Origin of the sequence: Pseudoalteromonas sp. CST2 (assembly GCF_028599385.1) — a bacterium.
GTDB lineage: Bacteria > Pseudomonadota > Gammaproteobacteria > Enterobacterales > Alteromonadaceae > Pseudoalteromonas > Pseudoalteromonas atlantica.
The window spans coordinates 80,220-101,597 of record NZ_JAQREO010000001.1 but is presented as its reverse complement, the minus strand read 5'-3'; the positions used below and the strand labels follow the sequence as shown (position 1 = coordinate 101,597).

Below are 21,378 nucleotides of genomic sequence, written 5' to 3'. Positions count from 1 at the left end.
GGCCAAGTAAAGATGCAAGGCACTTTGCGTAAATTAAAATCGAGCTTAACAGAGCCGGTTCAATATCATCTTCCTGTGGGCGACAACCTAGTCGACCTAAACGCACTCATTGGTAAAGAGTTAACGCTGACGTTTAGCGGTACCATTTTATGCTCAAACTGTGGCAAAAAAACCAAAAAGAGTTACTCGCAAGGCCACTGTTTTGTGTGTATGCGCAAGCTTGCTAGCTGCGATATGTGCATTATGAAACCAGAAACTTGCCATTACGATAAAGGCACTTGCCGCGAGCCGCAATGGGGCGAAGAAAACTGCATGATCCCGCATTATGTCTATTTAGCCAACACCTCTGGGCTTAAAGTAGGCATTACTCGCCATACGCAAATACCGACACGTTGGGTTGATCAAGGCGCCACTCAAGCACTGCCTATTTTTAAAGTGCAAACACGTTTGCAATCAGGCTTAGTTGAGGTGGCATTGGCCGAGTTTATTGCCGATAAAACCAATTGGCGTAACATGCTAAAAGGTCAAAACGAAGCCATTGACCTTAAAGCCGCTGCGGCAGAGCTGATCCCGCAAATTAGCGATAAATTAAACGAGCTAAGCGAGTTATTTGGTGCCACAGCCATAGAGCAACTTGATGAAGACGTGGTTGATTTAAACTTTCCGGTAACAGAGTACCCTACTAAAATTAGCTCGTTTAATTTTGATAAAAACCCAGTAGTAAGCGGCGTGCTGCAAGGTATAAAAGGTCAGTACTTAATTTTTGATACTGGCGTTATTAATGTGCGTAAATTTACCTCATACGAGGTAACCGTAGGGTAACTATGCTAAACAGCTTTCCACAGTTATTAATTGTTTATAATGAGCTTGAAATAGCGCACGATAAACAAGAACAAGAAGCGTGTTTGCACAGCGTTACGCAAAGTGAGCTTAGTAATGTGCGCGTGTTAAACAAGCAAGGTGAGTACGTTGACCTGCAAGGCGCTGCATGCGCTCCTCTTTCACAGGAGCAGCTAGCGCAACTGGTAACCACTTATTTATTAAATGAAGGGCAATGCTGCCTTGGCAAAATTAAAACCCTTAATACCAAGCAGGCGTTTGATTTACTGGGTTTATAACCCTTAGTTATACCAATTCGCTTAATTAAGTATTATTGCGGATTGGTATTAGTACTCACTAAGCACTTTTATATGCGCTACAGCACTTCTTCCTAATGCTGATAGCGCATAGCCTCCTTCTAGGTAAGATATAACACCTTTGCAGCCACTCTCTTTTGCAACGTCGCATAATTGCTCTGTAAGCCAGCTGTAGTCATCTTCTACAAACTTTAAACTTGCCATGTCATCTTCTAGGTGGGCATCAAACCCTGCACTAATAAATAGCAGCTCTGGCTTAAAGGCTTTTAATTTTGGTAACCATTGGGTATTAAACACTTCTTTTAAATCATCGCCACTACTGGCAATTGGTAAAGGGGAATTTACTATGTGGCTGTTATTTTTTACGGCCGTGTTTGGGTAAAATGGGTATTGAAATAGCGAACAAAGTAATATGTTTTCATCGTTTATAAATATGTCTTGGGTGCCATTACCATGGTGTACGTCAAAATCAGCAATTGCTATACGTTTAATGCCTTTACTTTGGGCATACTTAACCGCTATAGCTAAATTATTAAATACACAAAACCCAGAAGAAGCGTGTGCATTGGCATGATGCCCTGGCGGGCGTACAGCGCAAAACGCCGCATCGAGTTTATCTGCGAGTATTTCATCTACAGCCAACAACCCTGCTCCTACGGCGCGTTCTACCGCTTTAAACGAATCAGGGCAAAGCCAGGTGTCGCCATCAAGGTTATGTAGCCCCTGCTCAGGAACTAAGCGCTCCACAAGGTTAACTAACGACTCATCATGGGCTAATAAGTAATGCTCACGCTGCGCTTTAGGCGCTTGTAGATGCGTTAAGCCAATATCTACACCACTTGCCAAAAGTCTATCGGCAATAGCGTCTAGGCGCTCTGGGCACTCAGGATGATCGTCAATCATTTTATGTTTACGGCAATGAGGATGTGAAATAACTGCAGTACGCATAAACGCTCCTTTAATGTGAGTGCTTAATATAACAAAGCCACCTTACGGTGGCTTTGCGACTTTGGTGTATAGCATCACTACTTAGCTTTTAAATTTAGGTTTCTAAAATCAAAACTAAAGTCTGTTACCGCTGTTGATACCGCGCGCATTTTTGCGCTATTAACACGGTTGTTTGCGCCCATATCAAAACGAATAAACGCATCGGCCTCGAGTAGCTTTTCATCCCACTTAACAATAAACGTATTACCCGTGTAATGCTCAAGCGTGCCTTTTAAGCGTTTGGTATGGGTAAAATCAATACGTAGTTTGCCATCGAGTTGCTCAATAATTACATCGCCGTACCAATCGTCGTGTAACGTGCCGGTGTAATTTATATTAGGTAACTGTGGCTGGTAATCAGCTGGGGTGTCGGGTTTTGCATTGGCGTAGGCTTTTTGTTTACTCGCAAAATGTTTTTTAGCCAACTCTTCAACCCAGTCTTTATCTTCAAGCTCAAGGGCATCTTCAAGCACTTCGTGGGTTACTGCCGAAAGTGCACTAAATGCTTGCTGATTAGATAAAATAACAATGCCGAGCTTTTTCTCAGGCAATAATGTAACTTGCGACACCATACCTAAAATGCCCCCGCCGTGGCCTAGCTTTTTAAAGCCATGGTAATCTTCAATGCTCCAACCTAGCCCATAGCCTCTAAATTGCTGATGATAGGCCTCATACGCACTTTTAGAAGCCATAGAGGTAATATGCGGGTGCCACATTTGCGCTTGCTGTTTTTCACTAAATAGTTGCTCGCCGCTTGGCATTTTTCCGCCAGCTAACTGCGTTAGTAACCATTGGCTCATATCGTTTACGCTTGATGCAATAGCCCCTGCGCCTCTAAAATCTTCTAGGTAGTTAACAAAAAAAGGATTGAGCTTGCCATCCATTGGTATGTGGCCAATTGCCCAGTTTTTATTACTTTTTGGAATACGCGAAAAGCCCGCGCGCGAGTTATCCATGTGCAAAGGCTGTAATATATTTTTTTCGATGTAATCGTTCCAGCTCATACCTGATACACGTGCCACCACTTCGCCTGCGGTTACAAACATTAAGTTGTTATAGGCATACTGGCTGCGAAAGCTGCTGGCTGGCTTTAAATACTGTAGGCCGGCTAAAATATCCTCTATAGATTTATCAGTACTTGGCCAAATCATTAAATCGCCCTGCCCAAGCCCTAAGCCACTGCGATGGCTTAATAAATCACGAACACGCATTTCGCGGGTGACGTAGGAGTCGTATAACCTAAACTCAGGTAAATGGTCAATTACCCTGTCATCCCAGCTTAACTTACCTTCATCAACCAACTTAGCCAGCGCTGCACTGGTAAACGCTTTTGTGTTTGAGGCAATACCAAAAAGTGTGTCTTTGTTCACTTTTGCATTTGTATTGAGGTTGCTTATCCCAAACCCTTTAGCAAATACAACTTTATCGTCTTGCACAACCGCTACCGCCATACCCGGTACGTCAAAGCGTGCCATTGAGGTGTTAATGACCTCTTCTAAGTCCGTGGTATTAATTTGTGCCCAACTATTAAAAGTGGCACTGGCAAGCAACGCTAAACTGGCTAATTTGGTGAGTTTCATGGTTATCCTTATTATTTTTGGTGCACTGCAAATTCAATATCAGCACGCTCTTTATTTGTATCGGGCTTATGCGGCCGATTAAGTATTGCATCACTGTATTCTTTTGGTACGCCCGCCTCAAGCGCGCCGCGATGAACGTGCTGAATATACCAGTCGTATGGCAGTACATCGTTATCGTGAGTGTTAGCAATATAGCAATGGGCCTCTATTTGCTCACCATCTAACAAAGTGGGCTTAATAGCCACGCAATCGTAGCCTGGGCCTTCTATGGTATCTAAAATTGCTTTTTCGGCTTCATCAAGTTCATACACCACGCCATATACCAAGGCGTTTTTGTCATCACTTTTTTGAATACTGCACTTGCCCGAGCCATCTTTAAATAACATATTAAACGTAAGCTCGTAGCCTTTTAGTACAGCTGTGCCAACTCGCTTTGCTTTTGGCAAACGCGCAAGCAAGCGGTTAGAGGACATATTCGATCCAAACGAAAAATTATAAATAGGCATGACTTCTCCCTAGGGTTAAATTACTACACGAATGGCTAAAGCAATTAAAATAACACCTATACCCCGGTCAAACCAATAGCCGCTTTTTTGAAAAAACGCCCGTACACTGGGTTTTGACAACACTAAAGAAAGCATAGAAAACCACACCCACGTTGCCAGAGCCATATAAACCCCATACACAATTTGCACGCTAGTTGGTGTAGTTACACTAATAACTAAGGTAAATAACGACATAAAAAAGAGAGTGGCTTTAGGATTAAGCGCGTTGGTTAAAAAGCCGCGCCTAAATGCATGCCATACGCTTTCTTGTGGGGTTGTTTTGTTTTCTATGTTGTCTGTTTTATTTACCGGTGGTTTGGCAGCCCTTAATGCTTGTACGCCTAAATAGGCTAAATACGCCCCTGCAACGTACTTTAATGCCATAAATAAATTAGGCGATTGCGTTAAAATTAGCGCAACCCCTAATACGCAGTATCCTACGTGTAATAAAATAGCAGCGCCCACACCAGCGCTTGTCCATAGGGCGTTACGCCTGCCCTGCTGTATACTTTGTTTGAGCACCACGGCAAAGTCGGGGCCTGGGCTGGCTACTGCAAAAAAGTGGGCGATGGCAATCAGTAAAAATTCGTCTAAGTAGTTCACAAGTATCCGGTTTAAGTTGGTGCATAGGCAAGCAATAGCGGATTAGCAGAGTTATCAACTAATGCTTTGATCTCTTTTTGGGCTTTTTTAAATTGGCTGCGCAAATGTGGCTTTAAATGTTTTTTAGAGTCACGATCGTTTTTAAAATAACTAATCAGCGCGTGCATAAATACGGTATGAGTTTCGCTTAGCTTCGCTTCACGATTAGCATAAGGGTTATAGCACGAGCCACACCCGCCTTTAAATTGATACACAGTGTTGCTCATCATTACCCCAAACCCTAAAAAACAGGCCAGCGCATCTGCCGCTTGTGGCAAGTAGTCTTTACCGCCTGGCGGTAACACCCCAACATGATGAATTAATACAGTAGCCAGCGTGCCGGCAAAGCTAGCTACTAGATCTTGCGGCTGATTAATTTGATTAGGATTAAACGAGACATTAATCGTATGGCTTGGCGGTACAATAAGCTGGCTTTGCTCTCCGCGTAAGTGCTCAGCAAATTCAAAATGCGGAAATACTTGCGGTTGTAACTGCTGTGGCGCAACTAATTGTATTGGCCACGCACTCATACCTGCGTAATCACGTACTCGTACAAATACCTTAGTGGCCATTTCCTCAATACTCGATACCGAATCAGGAAAGTGCGCCACCGTTGGCAATATTATTTGCGTGTGCTTGGTAAAAAATGCGGCATCAAAGTGCTCTACCGCCCAAATAAAGGTATCAATTAGCCACTGCTGCTCGGCTTGTTCAAGCAGCGGCTTTGATTTAAATAACGCTAACATAGTGTGCTCTTATTTTTGTTCAAGTGCCCAGTTCCAAGCTTGTGTATTGTATAAAGGCACAGTTGAAAGTGCGTGGTGGTGGCTGCCGCTCGACTCTTTAGTCGAGTACGATAAGTACAGTAATGTGCGGTTTTGTGCATCGTAAATACGGCGCACTTTTAGCGATTTAAATAAAATACTTTTTGATGACTTAAACACCACTTCGCCCGACTTACTGCGATCTATTGCTTGTAACATATCGGCTGTAATTGGCCCAGTTTGGCGACACGCAATAGACATATCAGAGGGATCTGAAAAATCTAGGTCGGCCTCAATATGGCTAATATGGCACGTAACCCCTTTTACTAGCGGATCTTGCTGCGAATTTACCACTACATCTTTAGTAGTAAACAGCCCTAAGCTCACCGATGCAACATCATCTGAGCAGGCACTTAAGGTAACCACTGCACTTAATAGCACAGCTAAACGTTTAAAGCGGTGTGGTAATTTCATATTAATCCTTAATTTTGCTTTATAAGCGAAGGTTCACGTGACTGTTTTTATACTATCATCAAAAATTAATACAACTAAATTTAGGCCATTGAGGGGTTAGCGCACAGTTCAGGCTTTGGTACAATTATACGTACGCCCACGTAGTAACTCATAATAGGAAACGCGTAAATGCCGCACATTATTATTGAACACTCTGAAGATCTTCCTGTATTACCGCAAGTACTTGTTGAAAAAGTGCACAACGCGACTTTTCAAAGTGGTTTGTTTGACTTAGAAACCATTAAAACCCGCGCTATTGCTTATCAGCAATACCAGCTAGGTGAAGGAAAAGAAGGGTTTATTCATATTGCGGCGCATATCATGGCCGGGCGCTCTATTGAACAAAAACAAATGTTAAGCGAGAGCTTGCTTGAGTGTTTAAAAACTTATTGCCGAGATTCTGACAGCTTAAGCGTTAATATTTACGACATTCAACACGAAATTTACCGTAAAAATTAACCCGTTTAAAAACGCGTTGTTATTAACCTAAACTTTGGATAATAAACCTCTTAACCAAAGCTTAGGTTAACTAAGTTACAACGCGTTTTTTAGCTTAATGTTGTCACTTTTTTAAAGTGTAAACTTACCCAGTAAGTCTTTTAATATATTCGACTCTTCATTTAGCCCATTGCATAGCTGCTCTGAGGTTTTCATATTTTGTTTTGTTTGCTCAGCAGAATCAGAAATCATCACCACATTTTGACTAATTTCTGAGGTAGCCAACGTTTGCTCGCGGGTGGCTGTAGCCACTGAGCTATTTAGCTCACTTAGCGTAACAATTTCTTGAGATATACCCGTTAAGGTACTCCCTGTTACTTTTAAACGTTCGGCGTTTTCTAGGGTATTTTTACTGCCAAGCTCTATAGCCGACACCGTACTTGAAGCCTTAGAATTTAACGTGTCTATCATTTCGTTAATTTGCTCGGTCGACTCTGCAGTACGCATAGCAAGGGTTCTTACTTCATCGGCTACAACGGCAAAACCACGACCGTGTTCGCCTGCCCGCGCAGCTTCTATGGCAGCATTGAGTGCCAGTAAGTTAGTTTGCTCTGATATTGCTTTAATAACATCAAGCACCTGCGTAATTGACTTTATCTCTCCTGAAAGCTCAGTTACCGAGGCAACCGAGGTAGCCATGGCGTTTTCTAGCTGCTCCATTTGCTTTATCGTGCTATTTACAAACTCCACCCCTTTATGAGTCGCTTCTTCTGTTGAAGTCGCAATGTCAGAGGCGTTACTGGCACTGTTTGAAATGTCTTGTACGGTTACTTCCATTTCGTTAACGGCTGCCGCCACCGTTTGCGTGCTAGATGATTGTACCTCGGCCAAGTTGGCCGCGCCTTGTACTTGTACTAACACATTTTCTGAAATGCTTTTAACATGGTTTGCTGAGTCCGACACTTGCTTAAACATGCCATGTAACTGCTCTAAAAATAAATTAAAGTTAGCGGCAAGCTCTGATATTTCGTTGTTATCGTTAGTAGGCAGCCTTACGGTTAAATCGCCATCTTTTTTAGTTAACGCGCTCACTGCAGCGGTTATGTTTTCAATGGGTTTAAATATTTGCGACACTAAAACTCTGGCCAGGGCAAAGCCAATAATGGCAATGATCACACCAAATAATAAATTGCTATTAATGGCACTATTTATTGGCCCGTATAACTGCTGCTCGGGCACTTCAGCCACTAAATGCCAACCTAATGACTCAATAGGCGTACTCGACACAACATAATCTTCACCTGCCATTGTTTTACTAATAATGGCACCATTTTTTATATCGTTAATATTAATTTTTTGACCCATTTTACTTCTGTCACTGTGAAGCATTACCTCACCTTCATCAGAGACCAAATACACCACGCCGGCTTCGCCAATACGGTATTCGTTAATTAAGTTGATCATAGAATCGAGCGAGCGCCCCACGCCGGTAATGGCAGTACGCTCACCGTTAATTTGCAGTGCATAGTTAATAAAAACCACCATGCTATTTGTGGTTTTATCAATATCCAGTGCTATTTCAAAGGGCCTGTTAGAGGATAAAAACTGATCAAACCATACATCTTCACTTCTATCTACCTGTCTAGATATGCCAATATCGGTGTAATAGTTGTTGGTATTTTTGGAAATTATATAAGCAATAACTGCGTTGTTATCTTTTTTAATACTGGCTAAATAATTAATATAATCGGCTCTTGCTTGCTCACTCTCACCGTTACTTAGCCACTGTTTAACAAAGCTGTTTTGCGCAATTTCTTTGGCAACAATTATAGGAGTGGCAAGTTCGAGTTCAATTTTGCTTTTTACTTCACTCAGTGCGGTGGGTAAATCAACCTTTGCGAGCTTTTCATCGGTATGATTTTGAATACTATTTGAAAATAAAAATGTAGAAACCGCTAACGGCACAACAATAGCCAAAATAAGACTAATATAAACTTTTTGTTTAAGTAACATACGATACCTGTAAATGGATAAAGGACTTAACTAACACTTGCTTAGAATAAATATAGGATCGGCTGAGCAATAAGCCCAATAATTAGAAAAAATAGAACATAAAAGAAGAGCGTGTATTTTAATTTAATCCACCACAGGAAAGCGAATTAAATTTAAAGGCGCAAGGCTAGCAACACTAACCTCGCGTAAGGTGCACTAGGGTGAATCGGACCACTCTTGCTCGTTAATTACCCCTTGCGCAATCAGGTTTTTTCTTAATTGGCTAATAGTGTGTTTTAACTCATCACGAATAAGCCTAATGGCAGGCGTTATAAGCTGGCGGCTAGGCAGTACTAACCACATTTCAGTGAGGGGGATTTTGTAATCGGGCATTAACCTTTTTAGCCTGCCCGCTAATAAATCTTCAGCTACATCAATGGCCGATTTTTTGGCTATCCCGGTGCCATCAACACACCAACGCCTTACTATATCGCCATCGTTAACGGCGCGGTCGCTGCTCATTTTAACCTTGTATTTTTGGTTATCGTTATACAGCTCCCACCCATCATGCACTACCTCGTAGAGCTTATATAAAAGGGCATTATGATTCAGTAGGTCATCTGGCGTTAACGGCTCACCGTGCTTTTTAATGTAATCTGGCGAGGCGCATAGCACGTGTGCTATGTTACAAATTTTAAAGCCGTATAAATTTAGCTCCTGTGCGGCCTCTTTAGTTAAGGCGCGCAGCGCAACATCAATTCCATCACGGTAAAAATCAGCGCGGCTGTCGCTTGCTTGTAAGCGCAGCGTCACTTCACTGTGTTTATCCATAATATTATTTAGCAATACCCGCATAAGGTTGCGCCCCATTTCCGATGACACTGCTATTCGCACTTCACCACTAATAGATTGCTGCTCCTCATGAATAAGCACTTGCCCTTGTTGCAATAAATCGAGAGCCTGCTGACACAGAGGTAAATATCGTTCCCCTTCGGGCGTGAGGCGAATTTGCCTTGTTGTGCGTACAAATATTTGTGCCCCAAGCGCCTGCTCTATTCGCTTTAATGAGACACTTGCAGCCGATGAGCTCATATCTAATTGATTTGCAGCAGCTGTAATTGATTGCAGCTCAGCCACTTTGAGTAATACTTGTAAATCAGCTATTTTCATCAAACCCTCTTATTGCATAAACCAGCATGCGTAACTATAGCGTTATTATCCACGTTTTTGCGAAAGTGTATTTAACTTATGCCCATTTATTGACTGAATTTTAAGCCGTACTATAGCGCTATACCAACTTAACGGAGCTTTTAAATGAAATTTTTACTAAACGCATCAACTCTTGCACTGGTTGCAACACTGATATCAACGCCAGTCTCTGCAGAGCAAAGCGCATCAAAAGTTGTTGCTGCAAGCAATATTGACTGGGGTTACTTAAACCCGCTACGTGGTGATAAAAGCCCTGGCGCAGCAGATTTATGGGGAAACCGCACAACCGACACTGCAACAGGCATGTTAGTACGCTTTAAAAAAGGCTTTGAATCTCCGCCGCACATTCACAACATTACCTACCGCGGTATCGTTATTGAAGGGCAAATGCATAATGACGACCCAACAGCTGAAAAAATGTGGATGCCAGCGGGTTCGTTTTGGACACAACCTGCAGGTGAAAACCACACCACTGCAGCCAATGCTGAAACAAATTTAATTTACTTAGAAATCGACTCAGGGCCGTACTTAGTTAAACCAACTAATGCCCAGTTTGATAATGGTGAGCGCCCGTTAAACCTACATGCAGACAACATAGTATGGTTAAACAGCAGCGATTTAAACGACATTAACGCCCAAGGCGTGCAAACCGCCTATCTTTGGGGAAGTACAGCCGATATGAACGGCTCAATGATTAAACTTCCTGCCGGCTTTAAAGGTGAAATAAAAACAGATGCAAGCGAATTTCGTGCTGTTGTTATAGCCGGCGCCGTTGAGTACAACTCAAGCGAGCAAGATAAAGCGCAAAACCTAAGCGCAGGCAGCTATGTAGAATCAACCGGTAACTTTACCCACACGATTGAGAACACTAACGACAAAACAGCCACTATTTACATTCGTACTAACAGTAAGTACCAAGTAGATTAGAAACTACTTATAAAAAGTAAATGGCATAAAAAAAGCGCACTGCTTAGTGCGCTTATTTTTTATTTATTAATACTTAAAAGCTATAACGAGCAGTTAAGCTTACTAAATCTAGCTCGTCCAATGAGGTGTAATTAGCCCCAAGTGAAACGTTGTTATTAATGTAGTAACGTGCGCCCACACTGAAAGATGTTTCACTCTCATCTGCAATATCGACATTGCCTACTCGGCCATCTAGCTCAATATTATCACTTACCATAGAGCGAACACCTACAGATAGACTATAGCCATTTTCGTCATTCGAAGCATTACTTCCACGATACGATGCCTCTAGCTCTACGTTTTCGTATGTTGCTAAACCATAGAAGTCAGTGTTCGCGCCAATAGCTGTGCGATAACCTATTCCAGCACTAAGCCAGTTTAAGTCCACATCTACACCATCATCTGAATTACCCAGAGTTTGGTATTGACCAGATAGGAAAAAGTTTTCGCCTAATAGCGTACTACCATCAAATGTCCATCCATCTGCATCATCGCCATCAATATCACCGTCAAGATAACCAGCAGCTACATAGTTAAAGTTAGGTGACTCTGCAAAAGCAGCTGGACTTGTAATAACAGCAGTCACTAGCAAGATTGCAATTTTATTCTTTTTCATAATACTTCCTTTTAAATTTATTTTAACAACCTTAAATTGCCCCTAAAAAGTACACAACTAGGATCTTGATTGCAAATATGAATCTAGCAACCGAACCAACATATGTCGCTGTTATTAGTAAAAAAGAAAAATGATTGAAGCTGGTTTTTAAATAATAGAGGCGGTATAGGCACACAAACAACTAACCTAAATACTGCATAAAAAGTACCGTAGAAAATATTTTGTATTGGCTATAACTATTTAAAAAATTGGAAAGCTTTGAAAAGTGGTGGCCCCTCCCAGACTCGAACTGGGGACCTAACGATTATGAGTCGTGTGCTCTAACCAACTGAGCTAAGGGGCCAACTTTGTATAACTACGAGGTAGTTAATTTTTGAAGCGTTTAGCCACTGAGCGACTAAAGCGGGTTGCAGTATAAAAAGTTTTTTAAGGCTTGTCACTAGCAAAAACCTTTATTTTAACAATCAGTAAGCTGACTGCTTAAATAGTAATCTTTTTGCATGCGAATAGGCAGGAAATAACAGAAAAATAAACGCAGAAGTATGTAAGCCGCTTTTTTACAATTTTAATAATTATAAAAAAGTGGCCGGCTCACATTGAACACACCACACATTATTTTTTAGCAATAATGTAGATAGCGTGAATTAAACCAGGGAAGTAACCTAGTAAAGTTAGTAAAATATTTAGCCAAAAATGCATACCTAAACCAACTTGTAAAAATACACCCAGTGGCGGTAATAAAATCGACAGTATTATACGAATGATATCCATGATATAGCTCCTTTAAAAATGACAAGCAAAAAGCCCAGCTAAGCTGGGCTTTTTAGTATAGTGTATTATTCAGCAACAATAGTTAGTTCATCTACTACGTCACGAACATCTTCAGCATTTTTAGCAATTTTTACTGCTAACTGCTTTTCAGCTTCTGTTTCAACAGAACCTTTAAGTTTTACTATACCGTTGTCGGTATCAACGTCGATATCTGTACCGTCAACTTCTGAGTCAAATAAGAAACGTGTAGTAATTACTGTGGTGATTTTAGCGTCAGTTAAGTCGTTATCGTCATCATCCATAGTGTCACGATCTCTGTCGTCCATATCCATGTTTTTCACAACAGTTAGGTTGTTTTCTACATCAGATACGCCATCTAGGCTAATTACAAGTTCTTCAGCTAGCTCTTTATCAAGGTCGCTGTTTACTTTACCTGTAAGTACTACCTTGCCATTTTTTACATCAGTGTTAATGTCAAAGTTGTTTAGATTAGTGTTCATAAGAAGCACTGTTTCTGCCTTACCATCAATCCAAGCATCTTTACTTTCATTTTCCCAAGTGCCCGCTTGAGCACCCATAGCTGTAGTACCTAGAACTAAAGCCGCAATCATAGATTTGTTGAATGTTTTCATAATCTTTCTCCTTTTGATTAAAGACACTTTTATGTATGCGAGCTTTAGGCCAACTTTATTAATACTTTAAATTCATAAAGTTAGCTATTTTATTGGGTATAAATAAAAATACCTCCGAGTAAACATTTACAGGCTATTAGGTAAAACTTTCTTAAGTGGTGAAAATAACGATTATATTGCTGTTTTGGTTAATCTATCGTTAATATAATAAATTAAGCGGAGTTATTAAAATAATAAGCCATTGATATATAAATAGTTAAGTTTTGGTACACCACTTGCTATGTACAGTGGTAACTCATATAAAAAGGATTATTCCCATGTCTGTAAAAATTGAAGACCGCCCAATAGAGCAAGTTCGCGAACAAGTGATAGACCAACTTATTTATAACTACAGCCATGGCGTTATTTCAGCTGAAGCCTTTGAAAGGCGCTTAGACAGTGCAATGGAAGCAACCGATAATACTGCGTTACTTAATTTAGTAGAGGATTTAACCCTTACTACAGATACCCAGTACAGTGCTCAAAAGCAAACGCAATTTGCCCCTAACTACAGCGCCCAACAAGCGGATGAAGAAAATTTAACACTGCGAAGCATTTTAGGCTCAAGCGAGCGTAGCGGCCAATGGGTGGTGCCTAAAGATATTTATATTCAAAACTATATGGGGTCGATTGTTTTAGATTTTACTGATGCTATTTTTGCCCACCAACATGTTACCGTGCATGTAAATTGTATTTTTGGCAGCGAAGAAATTTACGTACCAGAGCACGTTAATGTAGTTTCTAAAATGTTTTGTATATTAGGTAGTTTTGAAAACAAAACGGTGTCGCTTAATAAGCGCCAAGGCCCCACAATTAACCTAGAAGGTAAAACAGTTTTAGGTTCGGTGGAGGTAAAAGTTAAACGCACCATTAAAGAAAAGTTTATGAGTTTTGCTAATGATTTAAAGGCCCAGCTTGGGGTGAGTAATAAATAATACGGGTAAAAACACAATGGGTAGAAAAGCCATAGTATGCGCTTTTCTACACCGTTATTTATGCCTATTTTATAAGTCGTTATTACGCTCGCTTGGAATGTCACTCATATACTGCACAAACTCAACCTCGAACCCTGCTGGGTCTAAGTAATATACGTTTTTTCTAAATGGGTTTTCTGCGCCCTCTTTATCAATGCTAAATCCGGCGTGTTTTAAGCGCTGTATAACAGCGTCTAGGTTGTTTGTAACGTAGGCAAAATGAGCCAGCCCGACTTGATGCCCTGCCAAATCTCTGTTTTTATGCTCGCCATTATCGCTTATAGCAATGTAGTGATTATCGTCGCCAAAATGTACCCAGCGCTTAGGTTTGCCATACCAGGTGTTATGCCCTTCACTTCTAATAGACCAATAAGGAAAGGCTGCTTGGTAAAATTTAAGCATGGCATTTATATCGTTTACTACTAAATGTACGTGTTCTAATTTCATTATTATTTACCCAAGTTGAATGCTTAAACACAAGGTAAAACCTCAAGCTAACTTTAGGTAAAGCACTTTTTTTACTTTTTAGTATTATTGGCGTGTATTGCCCTTGTAAGATTAATTTTTACAACAGTATGTTTGCTAGCAGGACACGGAAGTTTTGCCTACATGGATGTAGGTAAGGGGCGTGAGCAGGACGCGGAAGCTTTGCCTACATGGATGTAGGTAAGGAGCGTGAGCAGGACGCGGAAGCTTTGCTTCATGGAAGTTATTGAGCTCCCAAGGCTTCGCACTTCGCGCTGTGATTAAGTTGCCCTTTGGTTGAACAAATTTCAATCCATACACGCCAACATGTCTTAGATACGAATAAATTTACATGCATTTCAAGGCCGTACAAAAAACGCACAAAAGTATTTAGGGTTTATTGTTTACTTTATGGCAAAAGTCGCTAAAATACGCCGGCTTAAATATATAAACGTTCTTTTACAACCCAAAGGTAATACCATGCATCCAATGTTAAACATTGCGGTTCGCGCTGCGCGCAACGCAGGCAAAATTTTACTTCGCGCAAGTGAAGATTTATCAAAAGTTGAAATTCAACAAAAAGGCACTAACGACTTAGTGACTAACATTGATAAAGAAGCCGAAGCCGTAATTCGTGATACAATTTTAAAATCTTACCCTGATCACTGCATTGTTGGTGAAGAACTAGGTGAGCACAAAGGCAAAGATGCAGATTACCAATGGATTGTTGACCCGCTTGATGGCACAACTAACTTCATCAAGGGTATCCCTCATTTCGCGGTTTCTATCGCACTTAAAGTAAAAGGTCGTTTAGACCAAGCTGTAATTTACGATCCAGTCCGTGGCGAGCTTTTCACTGCATCTCGTGGTCAAGGCGCACAGCTAAACAGCAAGCGTTTACGCGTTACTAAAACCGTAGAATTAGCTGGTTCAATTTTAGCAACAGGCTTCCCTTTCAAACAAAAACACCACTTAGATGCATACACAGACGCGTTTAAAGCATTGTTTACACAAACTGCTGATATTCGTCGTGCAGGTTCTGCAGCGCTAGATATGGCATATGTAGCGGCGGGCCGTGTTGATGGCTTTTTTGAAATTGGTTTAAAACCGTGGGACACAGCAGCAGGCGAGTTACTTGTAAAAGAAGCTGGCGGCATGGTTGTTGATTTTGCAGGTGGCGTTAACTACAACAATAGCGGTAACATTATTTGTGGTGCACCTAAGCTTACTCAAGCAATTATCCGTGAAATTCGCCCAGTATTACCTGAAGCGTTACTTCGCTAATAAAGTGCATGTAACCCTATTATAAAAAAGGAGCCTATGGCTCCTTTTTTGTTTTAAAAGTAAGGGTTATCGAGCTTTAGCTCCGTGGTATAACCTTTTGTGAAAGGGAGAGAGTTTATGTCTTTTGCAAAATACTCATCAAATAACGCATCAAACTCTCCGCTGTTTTGCATGTTTTGCATGTTTTGCAACCCAAGCTCTATGGCTTGCGCTAAAGCTGGCTTACTACTTACAACAAAATAATAAATACCGGTGGGATAACTAATAAATAAATTAGGCACAATAACTAAGTTACTCTGCGCATTGGCAGCAAGCTCAGAATTAACTTCGATAAATGAGCGAGGAAAGTAATCGATTCTGCCCCGGCTAGTGAGCGTAAACATAGCTTGATAGTTACTCAGCGGCCTTACATGTAAGCCGTTATAGGCCATTATTTTTGTATCTGGCCAATCATGCCCTTGCACTGCCGAGAGCTCACTTAATTGCGCTAAAGTGGTAATGCCTTTAAATTTTTCGACATTTTTTTTACTGGTTAATAAAACGCGCTTGCCTATAAAGCCTTTAAATAGCGGGACTTTAACGGCTATTGCCCGTGCCTCTCGTTCTGGGCTGCTCATGCTCCAATAAACATCTAACTCTGTTTTATCTAGCTCAATCAGGTCACGCTGTTGCTGTAAGCTCACTGGCTGCATTTTTATGTCTACAGGGTAATTAGCCCGCTCTAGGGCTCGTGTTAATAGCTCACTTAGGTATTCTTCACGGGCATTTTGCACACTTTGCTTTTGAGCAACATTAACAATTTCTACCCCTTGCACAAAAAAGCTAACCGCAAATAAAGCAAACCCACCAACAACTACTTTTAATGGCAACATAATAATTACCTATTTTTTATACCACCTGTTTATTCTCTGGTGCTAAGCGCACTACGGCAGGCGCAGGCTTTCTGCGCTTACAAATAAACAAATAACTATGGCGATACCGCTTAGCCTCTTTTTTAGCATCTGTTGCAAGTGCTGCAACTTGATGGCTGTTTTTACATTCTTGTAAGTCGGGCTCCACAAGGCCAATTGATAACGTAAGTAAAGGTACAAATTGCTTTTCTCCCTCACGATTTGTAGCCCAGTAGCCTTTGCTCTTAATGTGCTCAGGCGTAAAAAAAGTGCGTGATTGCAGTTCAAACTGCTCAATTATGGTATTACAAATATACACAGCATCTGATTGGTCAAACACAACCATAAAGTCATCACCACCTATATGTCCTACAAAGTTAGCACTGTTTTCGCATGCTTGCACGGTTACATCTGCCAATAATTTAATCACACTATCGCCACTGGCATAGCCGTATAAATCATTGAACTGCTTAAAGTGATTAAGATCTATATAGGCAAGCGAAAACGCACTTTGTGAGCGTAACCTTTGCTCTATTGCCTCATTAATCGCTACATTACCAGGGAGCATGGTGAGTGGGTTAGCATGCTGGGCGTGACGAATTTTTTCTTCTGTTATGTGCTTTAAAATATCACGCAATGGGGCAAGCCCTAGGTAACGTTTATTTCGGGTGATCACAATATGGCGGCGGATATCAAAGTCTTGCTCTGTAATTTGCTGACTCACGGTATCAAGAAGTTGGTTTTCATCCACCACTAAAGGTTGTTTATCCATAAAGTCAGTTACGGGGCACTTGTCGTAAAGTGCATGGCCATAGGGCGCAGCAAACACCTCAGTGAGCTGATCTTTATGTAGTAATCCAACCGGTTGGCCGGCTTTATTTAAAACCGCTAGGCTCATCACGGCTTTGTCTTTTTCGAATAGCTTGTGGGCGTCTTTGCAACGGGTTTCGCTGTCTATTGCTTCTTGTGTAACAGCAAGCCAGCCAATCGCCATTGATTGATCAAACGTATTGCTTGGCTGTTTAAAGTTTAATGCTTGTAATTGCTCTGAGCTGTAATCAAGGCTTGGATTTGAGTTTGGTTTTTCCAGTAAAAAACCTTGTACGTTTGCTATTCCTAAGCTTTCAACATAGGCAAGCTCTTCTACTCTTTCTATGCCTTCGGCTATTACGGCGGTGTTTGTTGCTTTTGCTAGTACCGTAATCGATTTTAAAAACTCTTTTTTAACTTCGCTTTCATCGCAATGATCAATAAAGTAACGGTCGATTTTTACAAAATCGGGGCATAGTTCAGACCACTGTTTTAAACCCGAGTAGCCAGCACCTAAGTCGTCAATGGCAATGGTAAAACCCAGCTCGCGGTAGTGTGCAATTGTTTTTAATAATAAAAAACCATCGTCGACCTTTTCTTGCTCTGTTACCTCAATTACCACGCGGTTTGCTGCTAAACCAAACTGCTCTATTAAGTGCAGGGTTTCACCTTTTGGGTGGCAAGGGTCGAGCAAGGTTTTAGGGCTTACATTTAAAAATAACTTACCGTTTAGATTAAGCTTTACAAAGTTTTCAATTGCTTTTGAGCGGCATAATAGCTCAAGCTCTGAAATTAAAGCGTGCTCACTGGCCGCTTCAAACAGTCGGTTAGGCATTTCCAAAGGGCTGTTTTTAGGCCCTCGACTTAGCGCTTCGTAACCTATAATTGTTTGATTAGCTATATCAAAAATAGGCTGAAATAACGTGGTTATTTCACCGTTACTTAAAATGTACTCTAGTACTTTGCGCTGCATCGTCACTGCAAAACCTGATTGTCGTTTAATAGGGGCATTAAAGTAGCAAGCCTGTATGACAATTTTATGGCATTAGCTGCTATTGACCATTCCGGATTAAATTTGCTCAATTTAGGGGCGGTACAATATAAGCGCTAAGTTTATAGCCTAATATACTGTTAACTATTCATACGTTATTGTAATGCCTTAATTATATAACCGGCTCAAGGCTTTAAGTTCAGCCTAAAAAGCGTGTACGTTTAATCTTAAAGCAACCAAGCTCTATAAAACCGCGCGCAATAAAAAACCGCTCAATTGAGCGGTTTTATTTAGCGGTAACTCTATTACGGCAATGCGTCTAGGTCTGCGCCTTCTTTTTCAATTACCTCTGGTATTAAATCTTCTTTACTTACGCCCATGGTAATAGCTACCGAGCTTGCAACGTAAACTGAAGAATAAGTACCAATGAACACACCAAATAACAGGGCTGTAGCAAAGCCATGAATGGTTTGTCCGCCCCACACAAATAGCGCAATCAATACCAAAATAGTGGTGATTGACGTTACAAGTGTACGGTTAAGTGTTTGCGTTAACGACATGTCGATAATTTCGATAGTGTCGTCGATGCGTACTTTACGGAAGTTTTCACGAATACGGTCAGATACAACAATAGTATCGTTAAGTGAGTAACCAATTACCGCCAATATTGCCGCTAAAATAGTTAAGTCAAACTCTAACCCTAATACAGAAAACAAACCAACTGTAATAATTACATCGTGTAGTAGTGCACCTACCGCGCCCACAGCAAAACGCCACTCAAAGCGAAATGCCACGTAAATCAAAATACAAATAAGCGCAGTTAACATGGCAAGGCCACCCTGCTCTTTTAAGTCTTCCCCTACGCTTGGGCCTACAAACTCAATGCGGCGCATTACTACGCTCTCATCAGCTTGCTTTAAGGCAGTAATAACTTGGTTACCAATAACTTCGGCTTTTACTTCACTGCCACGCGGCGCTAAACGAACCAAAATATCTTGGCTAGAGCCAAACAGCTGCACTGAGGCATCGGCAAACCCGTTTTCAGCTAATACTGAGCGTACTTTTTTCAAATCTGCAGGTTGCGAAAAACCAACCTCTACAGCGGTACCGCCAGTAAAATCTAAACCAAAGTTTAAACCTTTGATAAAAATTGAGGCAAACGACGCTAAAATTAATAGCGTAGAAAAACCCATAGCCACTTTACGAAGTGACATGAAACGTAGGGTTTTACCACCCAAACTTAAAATTTGCATGTCCGCTCCTTAAATTGAAAGTTTATCAATGCGCTTACCACCAATAAATAAGTTAATTACCGCACGGGTACCAACTATGGCTGTAAACATTGAAGTTAAAATACCAATTGCCAGTGTTACGGCAAAACCTGCAATAGGGCCAGTGCCCACTGCAAATAAAATAACCGCAGCAATTAAAGTGGTAATATTGGCATCAAAAATAGTACTAAAGGCGCTATCGTAACCAAAATGAACGGCTTGTTGAGGGCTGCGGCCATCGGCCAGCTCTTCACGAATACGCTCAAAAATAAGTACGTTAGCATCAACCGCCATACCCACTGTTAATACAATACCGGCAATACCTGGCAGCGTTAATGTGGCTCCTGGAATTAACGACATTACACCTACAATAAGCACTAAGTTAGCTGCTAGTGCAATGTTGGCAACTAAACCAAACCCTTTGTAGTAAATAAGCATAAAGGCAAGTACAAACGCAAAGCCAAGGGCTACAGCTGTCATACCGGCTTCAATGTTTTCTTGACCTAAGCTTGGGCCTACTGTGCGCTCTTCAACAATTTGAATTGGCGCTACTAATGCACCGGCGCGTAATAGTAAGCTTAAGTTGTGGGCTTCGGCTGGGTTATCAATACCTGTAATACGGAATGAGCGGTCAAGACGAGCTTGAATAGTCGCAACGTTAATAACCTCTTCTACCTTAATAGGTGGAAGTGCTTTACCGTCAGCATCTTTTTTACCCGATGGCTTGTATTCAATAAATACCGTTGCCATGCGCTTACCAATTGCACGCTTGGTAAAGGCATTCATTTTTGCCCCGCCTTTGCTATCTAAGGTAATGCTTACTTGTGGGCGCTGGTATTCGTCGTTTCCTGATTGTGCACCAGTGATATGGCTACCTTCAAGAATGACACGTTTTTTAAGTACCACAGGGTAGCCATCACGGCTCATGATCATTTCTGTGCCCGCAGGAATACGTCCTTGAGCAGCAGCACTTGGGTCTGCGTTTTCGTCTACTTCACGAAATTCAAGCGTGGCCGTTGCACCTAAAATTTCTTTAGCGCGTGCTGTATCTTGTACACCTGGTAGTTGCACAATAATACGCTCAGCACCTTGGCGCTGTACGTTAGGCTCTGCAACACCAATTTGGTTAATACGATTACGAATAATGGTTTCGTTTTGCTTAATAGCGTAGTCACGTATTTCTTTAAGCTTTTGCTCACTCATAGTGGCAAAAAATGCGCGATCGTTACTGCTATCATCAATGTATACGTTTAGTGGGTAGCGCGATGCTAAAAAGCGTTCAGCCGCTTCTTTATCTTCTTCGGTACGCATTTCTACACGCATACGTTCAGAGCCCGCTACGCGGCGAACACTACGGTAACGAAGTTTTTCTTCGCGTAGGTCGCTACGAAAATCTTGTTCCATTTGCTCTAGCTGATTATCTACCGCGGTTGCCATGTCGATTTCCATGGTGAAGTGAACACCACCACTTAAATCAAGACCTAGCTTCATAGGGTTACCACCCAATGATTTTAACCATGCAGGTTGCGCAGGTGCCATATTAATAGCAGAGATATAATCGTCGCTGAGAGAATTACGCAGTAAGTCTTGCGCTTTTAGCTGTTCTTCAACATTTTTAAAACGTACTAATACTTGGCCGCCTTCAAGCACGGTAGACTTAGCTGTTACATTATGTTGTTTGAGGGTTGCGTTTACTTTGTCTACTACACTGAGATCGACATCTGCGCCTTTTGCCCCCGAAACCTGAATGGCCGGATCGCGGCCATACAAGTTTGGAGAAGCATATAAAAGGCCAATGGCTACCACAGCTAAAACAAGTAAATACTTCCAAATTGGAAACTTGTTTAACACAGGCATGTCCTT

The 21,378-nt window shown here is 41.4% G+C and carries 22 protein-coding genes and 1 tRNA gene; 6 read left to right on the top strand and 17 right to left on the bottom strand.

Features of this window, described 5'->3' with window-relative positions:
- Positions 1-12 precede the first annotated feature (12 nt).
- Both PSH41_RS00470 and PSH41_RS00465 read left to right on the top strand, forming a co-directional pair.
- Complete coding sequence (locus PSH41_RS00470; protein ID WP_055252638.1) at positions 13-822, top strand: DUF2797 domain-containing protein; 810 nt, start codon at positions 13-15, stop codon at positions 820-822.
- A 2-nt stretch (positions 823-824) separates the two neighbouring features.
- The gene (locus PSH41_RS00465) at positions 825-1,118 is read left to right on the top strand and encodes a hypothetical protein (RefSeq protein ID WP_004588636.1); all 294 of its coding nucleotides are present in this window, start codon (positions 825-827) and stop codon (positions 1,116-1,118) included.
- A 48-nt stretch (positions 1,119-1,166) separates the two neighbouring features.
- Here the strand turns inward: PSH41_RS00465 and PSH41_RS00460 are convergent, their stop codons facing one another.
- The 6 genes from PSH41_RS00460 to PSH41_RS00435 form a co-directional block, all read right to left on the bottom strand.
- Positions 1,167-2,084, bottom strand: coding sequence for a histone deacetylase family protein (locus tag PSH41_RS00460; protein WP_256851380.1), 918 nt, complete (start codon positions 2,082-2,084; stop codon positions 1,167-1,169).
- Positions 2,085-2,161: 77 nt separating this feature from the next.
- Complete coding sequence (locus PSH41_RS00455; RefSeq protein WP_024031422.1) at positions 2,162-3,703, bottom strand: serine hydrolase; 1,542 nt, start codon at positions 3,701-3,703, stop codon at positions 2,162-2,164.
- A gap of 11 nt (positions 3,704-3,714) precedes the next feature.
- On the bottom strand, positions 3,715-4,209 hold the full coding sequence (locus PSH41_RS00450; protein ID WP_029772759.1) for a gamma-glutamylcyclotransferase family protein: 495 nt from the start codon (positions 4,207-4,209) through the stop codon (positions 3,715-3,717).
- A gap of 15 nt (positions 4,210-4,224) precedes the next feature.
- Positions 4,225-4,851, bottom strand: coding sequence for a LysE family translocator (locus PSH41_RS00445; protein WP_054983275.1), 627 nt, complete (start codon positions 4,849-4,851; stop codon positions 4,225-4,227).
- Positions 4,852-4,862: 11 nt separating this feature from the next.
- On the bottom strand, positions 4,863-5,636 hold the full coding sequence (locus tag PSH41_RS00440; protein WP_096740215.1) for a hypothetical protein: 774 nt from the start codon (positions 5,634-5,636) through the stop codon (positions 4,863-4,865).
- A 9-nt stretch (positions 5,637-5,645) separates the two neighbouring features.
- The gene (locus PSH41_RS00435) at positions 5,646-6,128 is read right to left on the bottom strand and encodes a CreA family protein (protein WP_004588642.1); all 483 of its coding nucleotides are present in this window, start codon (positions 6,126-6,128) and stop codon (positions 5,646-5,648) included.
- Positions 6,129-6,296: 168 nt separating this feature from the next.
- On the opposite strand from PSH41_RS00435, the gene PSH41_RS00430 reads away from it, so the two are divergent.
- Entirely contained in the window at positions 6,297-6,626 is a 330-nt protein-coding gene (locus PSH41_RS00430) for a 5-carboxymethyl-2-hydroxymuconate Delta-isomerase (protein WP_004588643.1), read from the top strand.
- 111 nt (positions 6,627-6,737) lie between these two features.
- On the opposite strand, the gene PSH41_RS00425 is transcribed toward PSH41_RS00430, so the two are convergent.
- The gene (locus tag PSH41_RS00425) at positions 6,738-8,618 is read right to left on the bottom strand and encodes a methyl-accepting chemotaxis protein (RefSeq protein WP_273589353.1); all 1,881 of its coding nucleotides are present in this window, start codon (positions 8,616-8,618) and stop codon (positions 6,738-6,740) included.
- Between the two features lie 195 nt (positions 8,619-8,813).
- On the bottom strand, positions 8,814-9,767 hold the full coding sequence (locus PSH41_RS00420; RefSeq protein WP_273589352.1) for a LysR family transcriptional regulator: 954 nt from the start codon (positions 9,765-9,767) through the stop codon (positions 8,814-8,816).
- A 144-nt stretch (positions 9,768-9,911) separates the two neighbouring features.
- Here PSH41_RS00420 and PSH41_RS00415 point away from each other — a divergent pair, with 144 nt between their 5' ends.
- Positions 9,912-10,733: a DUF4437 domain-containing protein gene (locus PSH41_RS00415; protein ID WP_273589351.1), complete on the top strand. Its 822-nt coding sequence runs from the start codon at positions 9,912-9,914 to the stop codon at positions 10,731-10,733.
- A 73-nt stretch (positions 10,734-10,806) separates the two neighbouring features.
- Here PSH41_RS00415 and PSH41_RS00410 read toward each other — a convergent pair whose 3' ends face one another.
- The 4 genes from PSH41_RS00410 to PSH41_RS00395 form a co-directional block, all read right to left on the bottom strand.
- Positions 10,807-11,388 carry an outer membrane beta-barrel protein gene (locus PSH41_RS00410; RefSeq protein ID WP_273589350.1) on the bottom strand — a complete coding sequence of 194 codons (582 nt, stop codon included), beginning with the start codon at positions 11,386-11,388 and terminating at the stop codon, positions 10,807-10,809.
- Between the two features lie 266 nt (positions 11,389-11,654).
- Positions 11,655-11,731, bottom strand: a tRNA-Ile gene (locus tag PSH41_RS00405).
- 269 nt (positions 11,732-12,000) lie between these two features.
- Positions 12,001-12,159: a YqaE/Pmp3 family membrane protein gene (locus PSH41_RS00400; RefSeq protein ID WP_004587604.1), complete on the bottom strand. Its 159-nt coding sequence runs from the start codon at positions 12,157-12,159 to the stop codon at positions 12,001-12,003.
- 65 nt (positions 12,160-12,224) lie between these two features.
- Positions 12,225-12,791, bottom strand: a complete 567-nt coding sequence (locus tag PSH41_RS00395; RefSeq protein ID WP_024031433.1) for a BON domain-containing protein — start codon at positions 12,789-12,791, stop codon at positions 12,225-12,227.
- A gap of 317 nt (positions 12,792-13,108) precedes the next feature.
- Between PSH41_RS00395 and PSH41_RS00390 the strand changes: the two genes are divergently transcribed.
- Positions 13,109-13,765, top strand: coding sequence for a LiaF domain-containing protein (locus PSH41_RS00390; RefSeq protein ID WP_273589349.1), 657 nt, complete (start codon positions 13,109-13,111; stop codon positions 13,763-13,765).
- Between the two features lie 69 nt (positions 13,766-13,834).
- On the opposite strand, the gene PSH41_RS00385 is transcribed toward PSH41_RS00390, so the two are convergent.
- On the bottom strand, positions 13,835-14,251 hold the full coding sequence (locus PSH41_RS00385; protein WP_004587607.1) for a VOC family protein: 417 nt from the start codon (positions 14,249-14,251) through the stop codon (positions 13,835-13,837).
- Positions 14,252-14,749: 498 nt separating this feature from the next.
- Here PSH41_RS00385 and suhB point away from each other — a divergent pair, with 498 nt between their 5' ends.
- A complete protein-coding gene (suhB, locus tag PSH41_RS00380; RefSeq protein WP_024031435.1) occupies positions 14,750-15,553 on the top strand; it encodes an inositol-1-monophosphatase in 804 nt (267 codons plus the stop codon).
- Between the two features lie 53 nt (positions 15,554-15,606).
- Here the strand turns inward: suhB and PSH41_RS00375 are convergent, their stop codons facing one another.
- The 4 genes from PSH41_RS00375 to secD all read right to left on the bottom strand — a co-directional run bounded on the left by PSH41_RS00375 (position 15,607) and on the right by secD (position 21,366).
- Positions 15,607-16,425: a substrate-binding periplasmic protein gene (locus PSH41_RS00375; RefSeq protein WP_273589348.1), complete on the bottom strand. Its 819-nt coding sequence runs from the start codon at positions 16,423-16,425 to the stop codon at positions 15,607-15,609.
- A 16-nt stretch (positions 16,426-16,441) separates the two neighbouring features.
- A complete protein-coding gene (locus PSH41_RS00370; RefSeq protein ID WP_054983266.1) occupies positions 16,442-18,232 on the bottom strand; it encodes a GGDEF domain-containing protein in 1,791 nt (596 codons plus the stop codon).
- A gap of 317 nt (positions 18,233-18,549) precedes the next feature.
- Positions 18,550-19,497, bottom strand: a complete 948-nt coding sequence (gene secF / locus PSH41_RS00365; protein WP_004587611.1) for a protein translocase subunit SecF — start codon at positions 19,495-19,497, stop codon at positions 18,550-18,552.
- Between the two features lie 9 nt (positions 19,498-19,506).
- Entirely contained in the window at positions 19,507-21,366 is a 1,860-nt protein-coding gene (gene secD, locus PSH41_RS00360) for a protein translocase subunit SecD (protein WP_004587612.1), read from the bottom strand.
- Positions 21,367-21,378 lie beyond the last annotated feature (12 nt).

Excerpts from the sequence above, each read along its gene's own strand:
- PSH41_RS00470 (WP_055252638.1), top strand. The coding sequence starts at position 13 with ATGCAAGGCACTTTGCGTAAATTAAAATCGAGCTTAACAGAGCCGGTT.
- PSH41_RS00465 (WP_004588636.1), top strand. The coding sequence starts at position 825 with ATGCTAAACAGCTTTCCACAGTTATTAATTGTTTATAATGAGCTTGAA.
- PSH41_RS00460 (WP_256851380.1), bottom strand. The coding sequence starts at position 2,084 with ATGCGTACTGCAGTTATTTCACATCCTCATTGCCGTAAACATAAAATG.
- PSH41_RS00455 (WP_024031422.1), bottom strand. The coding sequence starts at position 3,703 with ATGAAACTCACCAAATTAGCCAGTTTAGCGTTGCTTGCCAGTGCCACT.
- PSH41_RS00450 (WP_029772759.1), bottom strand. The coding sequence starts at position 4,209 with ATGCCTATTTATAATTTTTCGTTTGGATCGAATATGTCCTCTAACCGC.
- PSH41_RS00440 (WP_096740215.1), bottom strand. The coding sequence starts at position 5,636 with ATGTTAGCGTTATTTAAATCAAAGCCGCTGCTTGAACAAGCCGAGCAG.
- PSH41_RS00435 (WP_004588642.1), bottom strand. The coding sequence starts at position 6,128 with ATGAAATTACCACACCGCTTTAAACGTTTAGCTGTGCTATTAAGTGCA.
- PSH41_RS00430 (WP_004588643.1), top strand. The coding sequence starts at position 6,297 with ATGCCGCACATTATTATTGAACACTCTGAAGATCTTCCTGTATTACCG.
- PSH41_RS00425 (WP_273589353.1), bottom strand. The coding sequence starts at position 8,618 with ATGTTACTTAAACAAAAAGTTTATATTAGTCTTATTTTGGCTATTGTT.
- PSH41_RS00420 (WP_273589352.1), bottom strand. The coding sequence starts at position 9,767 with ATGAAAATAGCTGATTTACAAGTATTACTCAAAGTGGCTGAGCTGCAA.
- PSH41_RS00415 (WP_273589351.1), top strand. The coding sequence starts at position 9,912 with ATGAAATTTTTACTAAACGCATCAACTCTTGCACTGGTTGCAACACTG.
- PSH41_RS00410 (WP_273589350.1), bottom strand. The coding sequence starts at position 11,388 with ATGAAAAAGAATAAAATTGCAATCTTGCTAGTGACTGCTGTTATTACA.
- PSH41_RS00400 (WP_004587604.1), bottom strand. The coding sequence starts at position 12,159 with ATGGATATCATTCGTATAATACTGTCGATTTTATTACCGCCACTGGGT.
- PSH41_RS00395 (WP_024031433.1), bottom strand. The coding sequence starts at position 12,791 with ATGAAAACATTCAACAAATCTATGATTGCGGCTTTAGTTCTAGGTACT.
- PSH41_RS00390 (WP_273589349.1), top strand. The coding sequence starts at position 13,109 with ATGTCTGTAAAAATTGAAGACCGCCCAATAGAGCAAGTTCGCGAACAA.
- PSH41_RS00385 (WP_004587607.1), bottom strand. The coding sequence starts at position 14,251 with ATGAAATTAGAACACGTACATTTAGTAGTAAACGATATAAATGCCATG.
- suhB (WP_024031435.1), top strand. The coding sequence starts at position 14,750 with ATGCATCCAATGTTAAACATTGCGGTTCGCGCTGCGCGCAACGCAGGC.
- PSH41_RS00375 (WP_273589348.1), bottom strand. The coding sequence starts at position 16,425 with ATGTTGCCATTAAAAGTAGTTGTTGGTGGGTTTGCTTTATTTGCGGTT.
- secF (WP_004587611.1), bottom strand. The coding sequence starts at position 19,497 with ATGCAAATTTTAAGTTTGGGTGGTAAAACCCTACGTTTCATGTCACTT.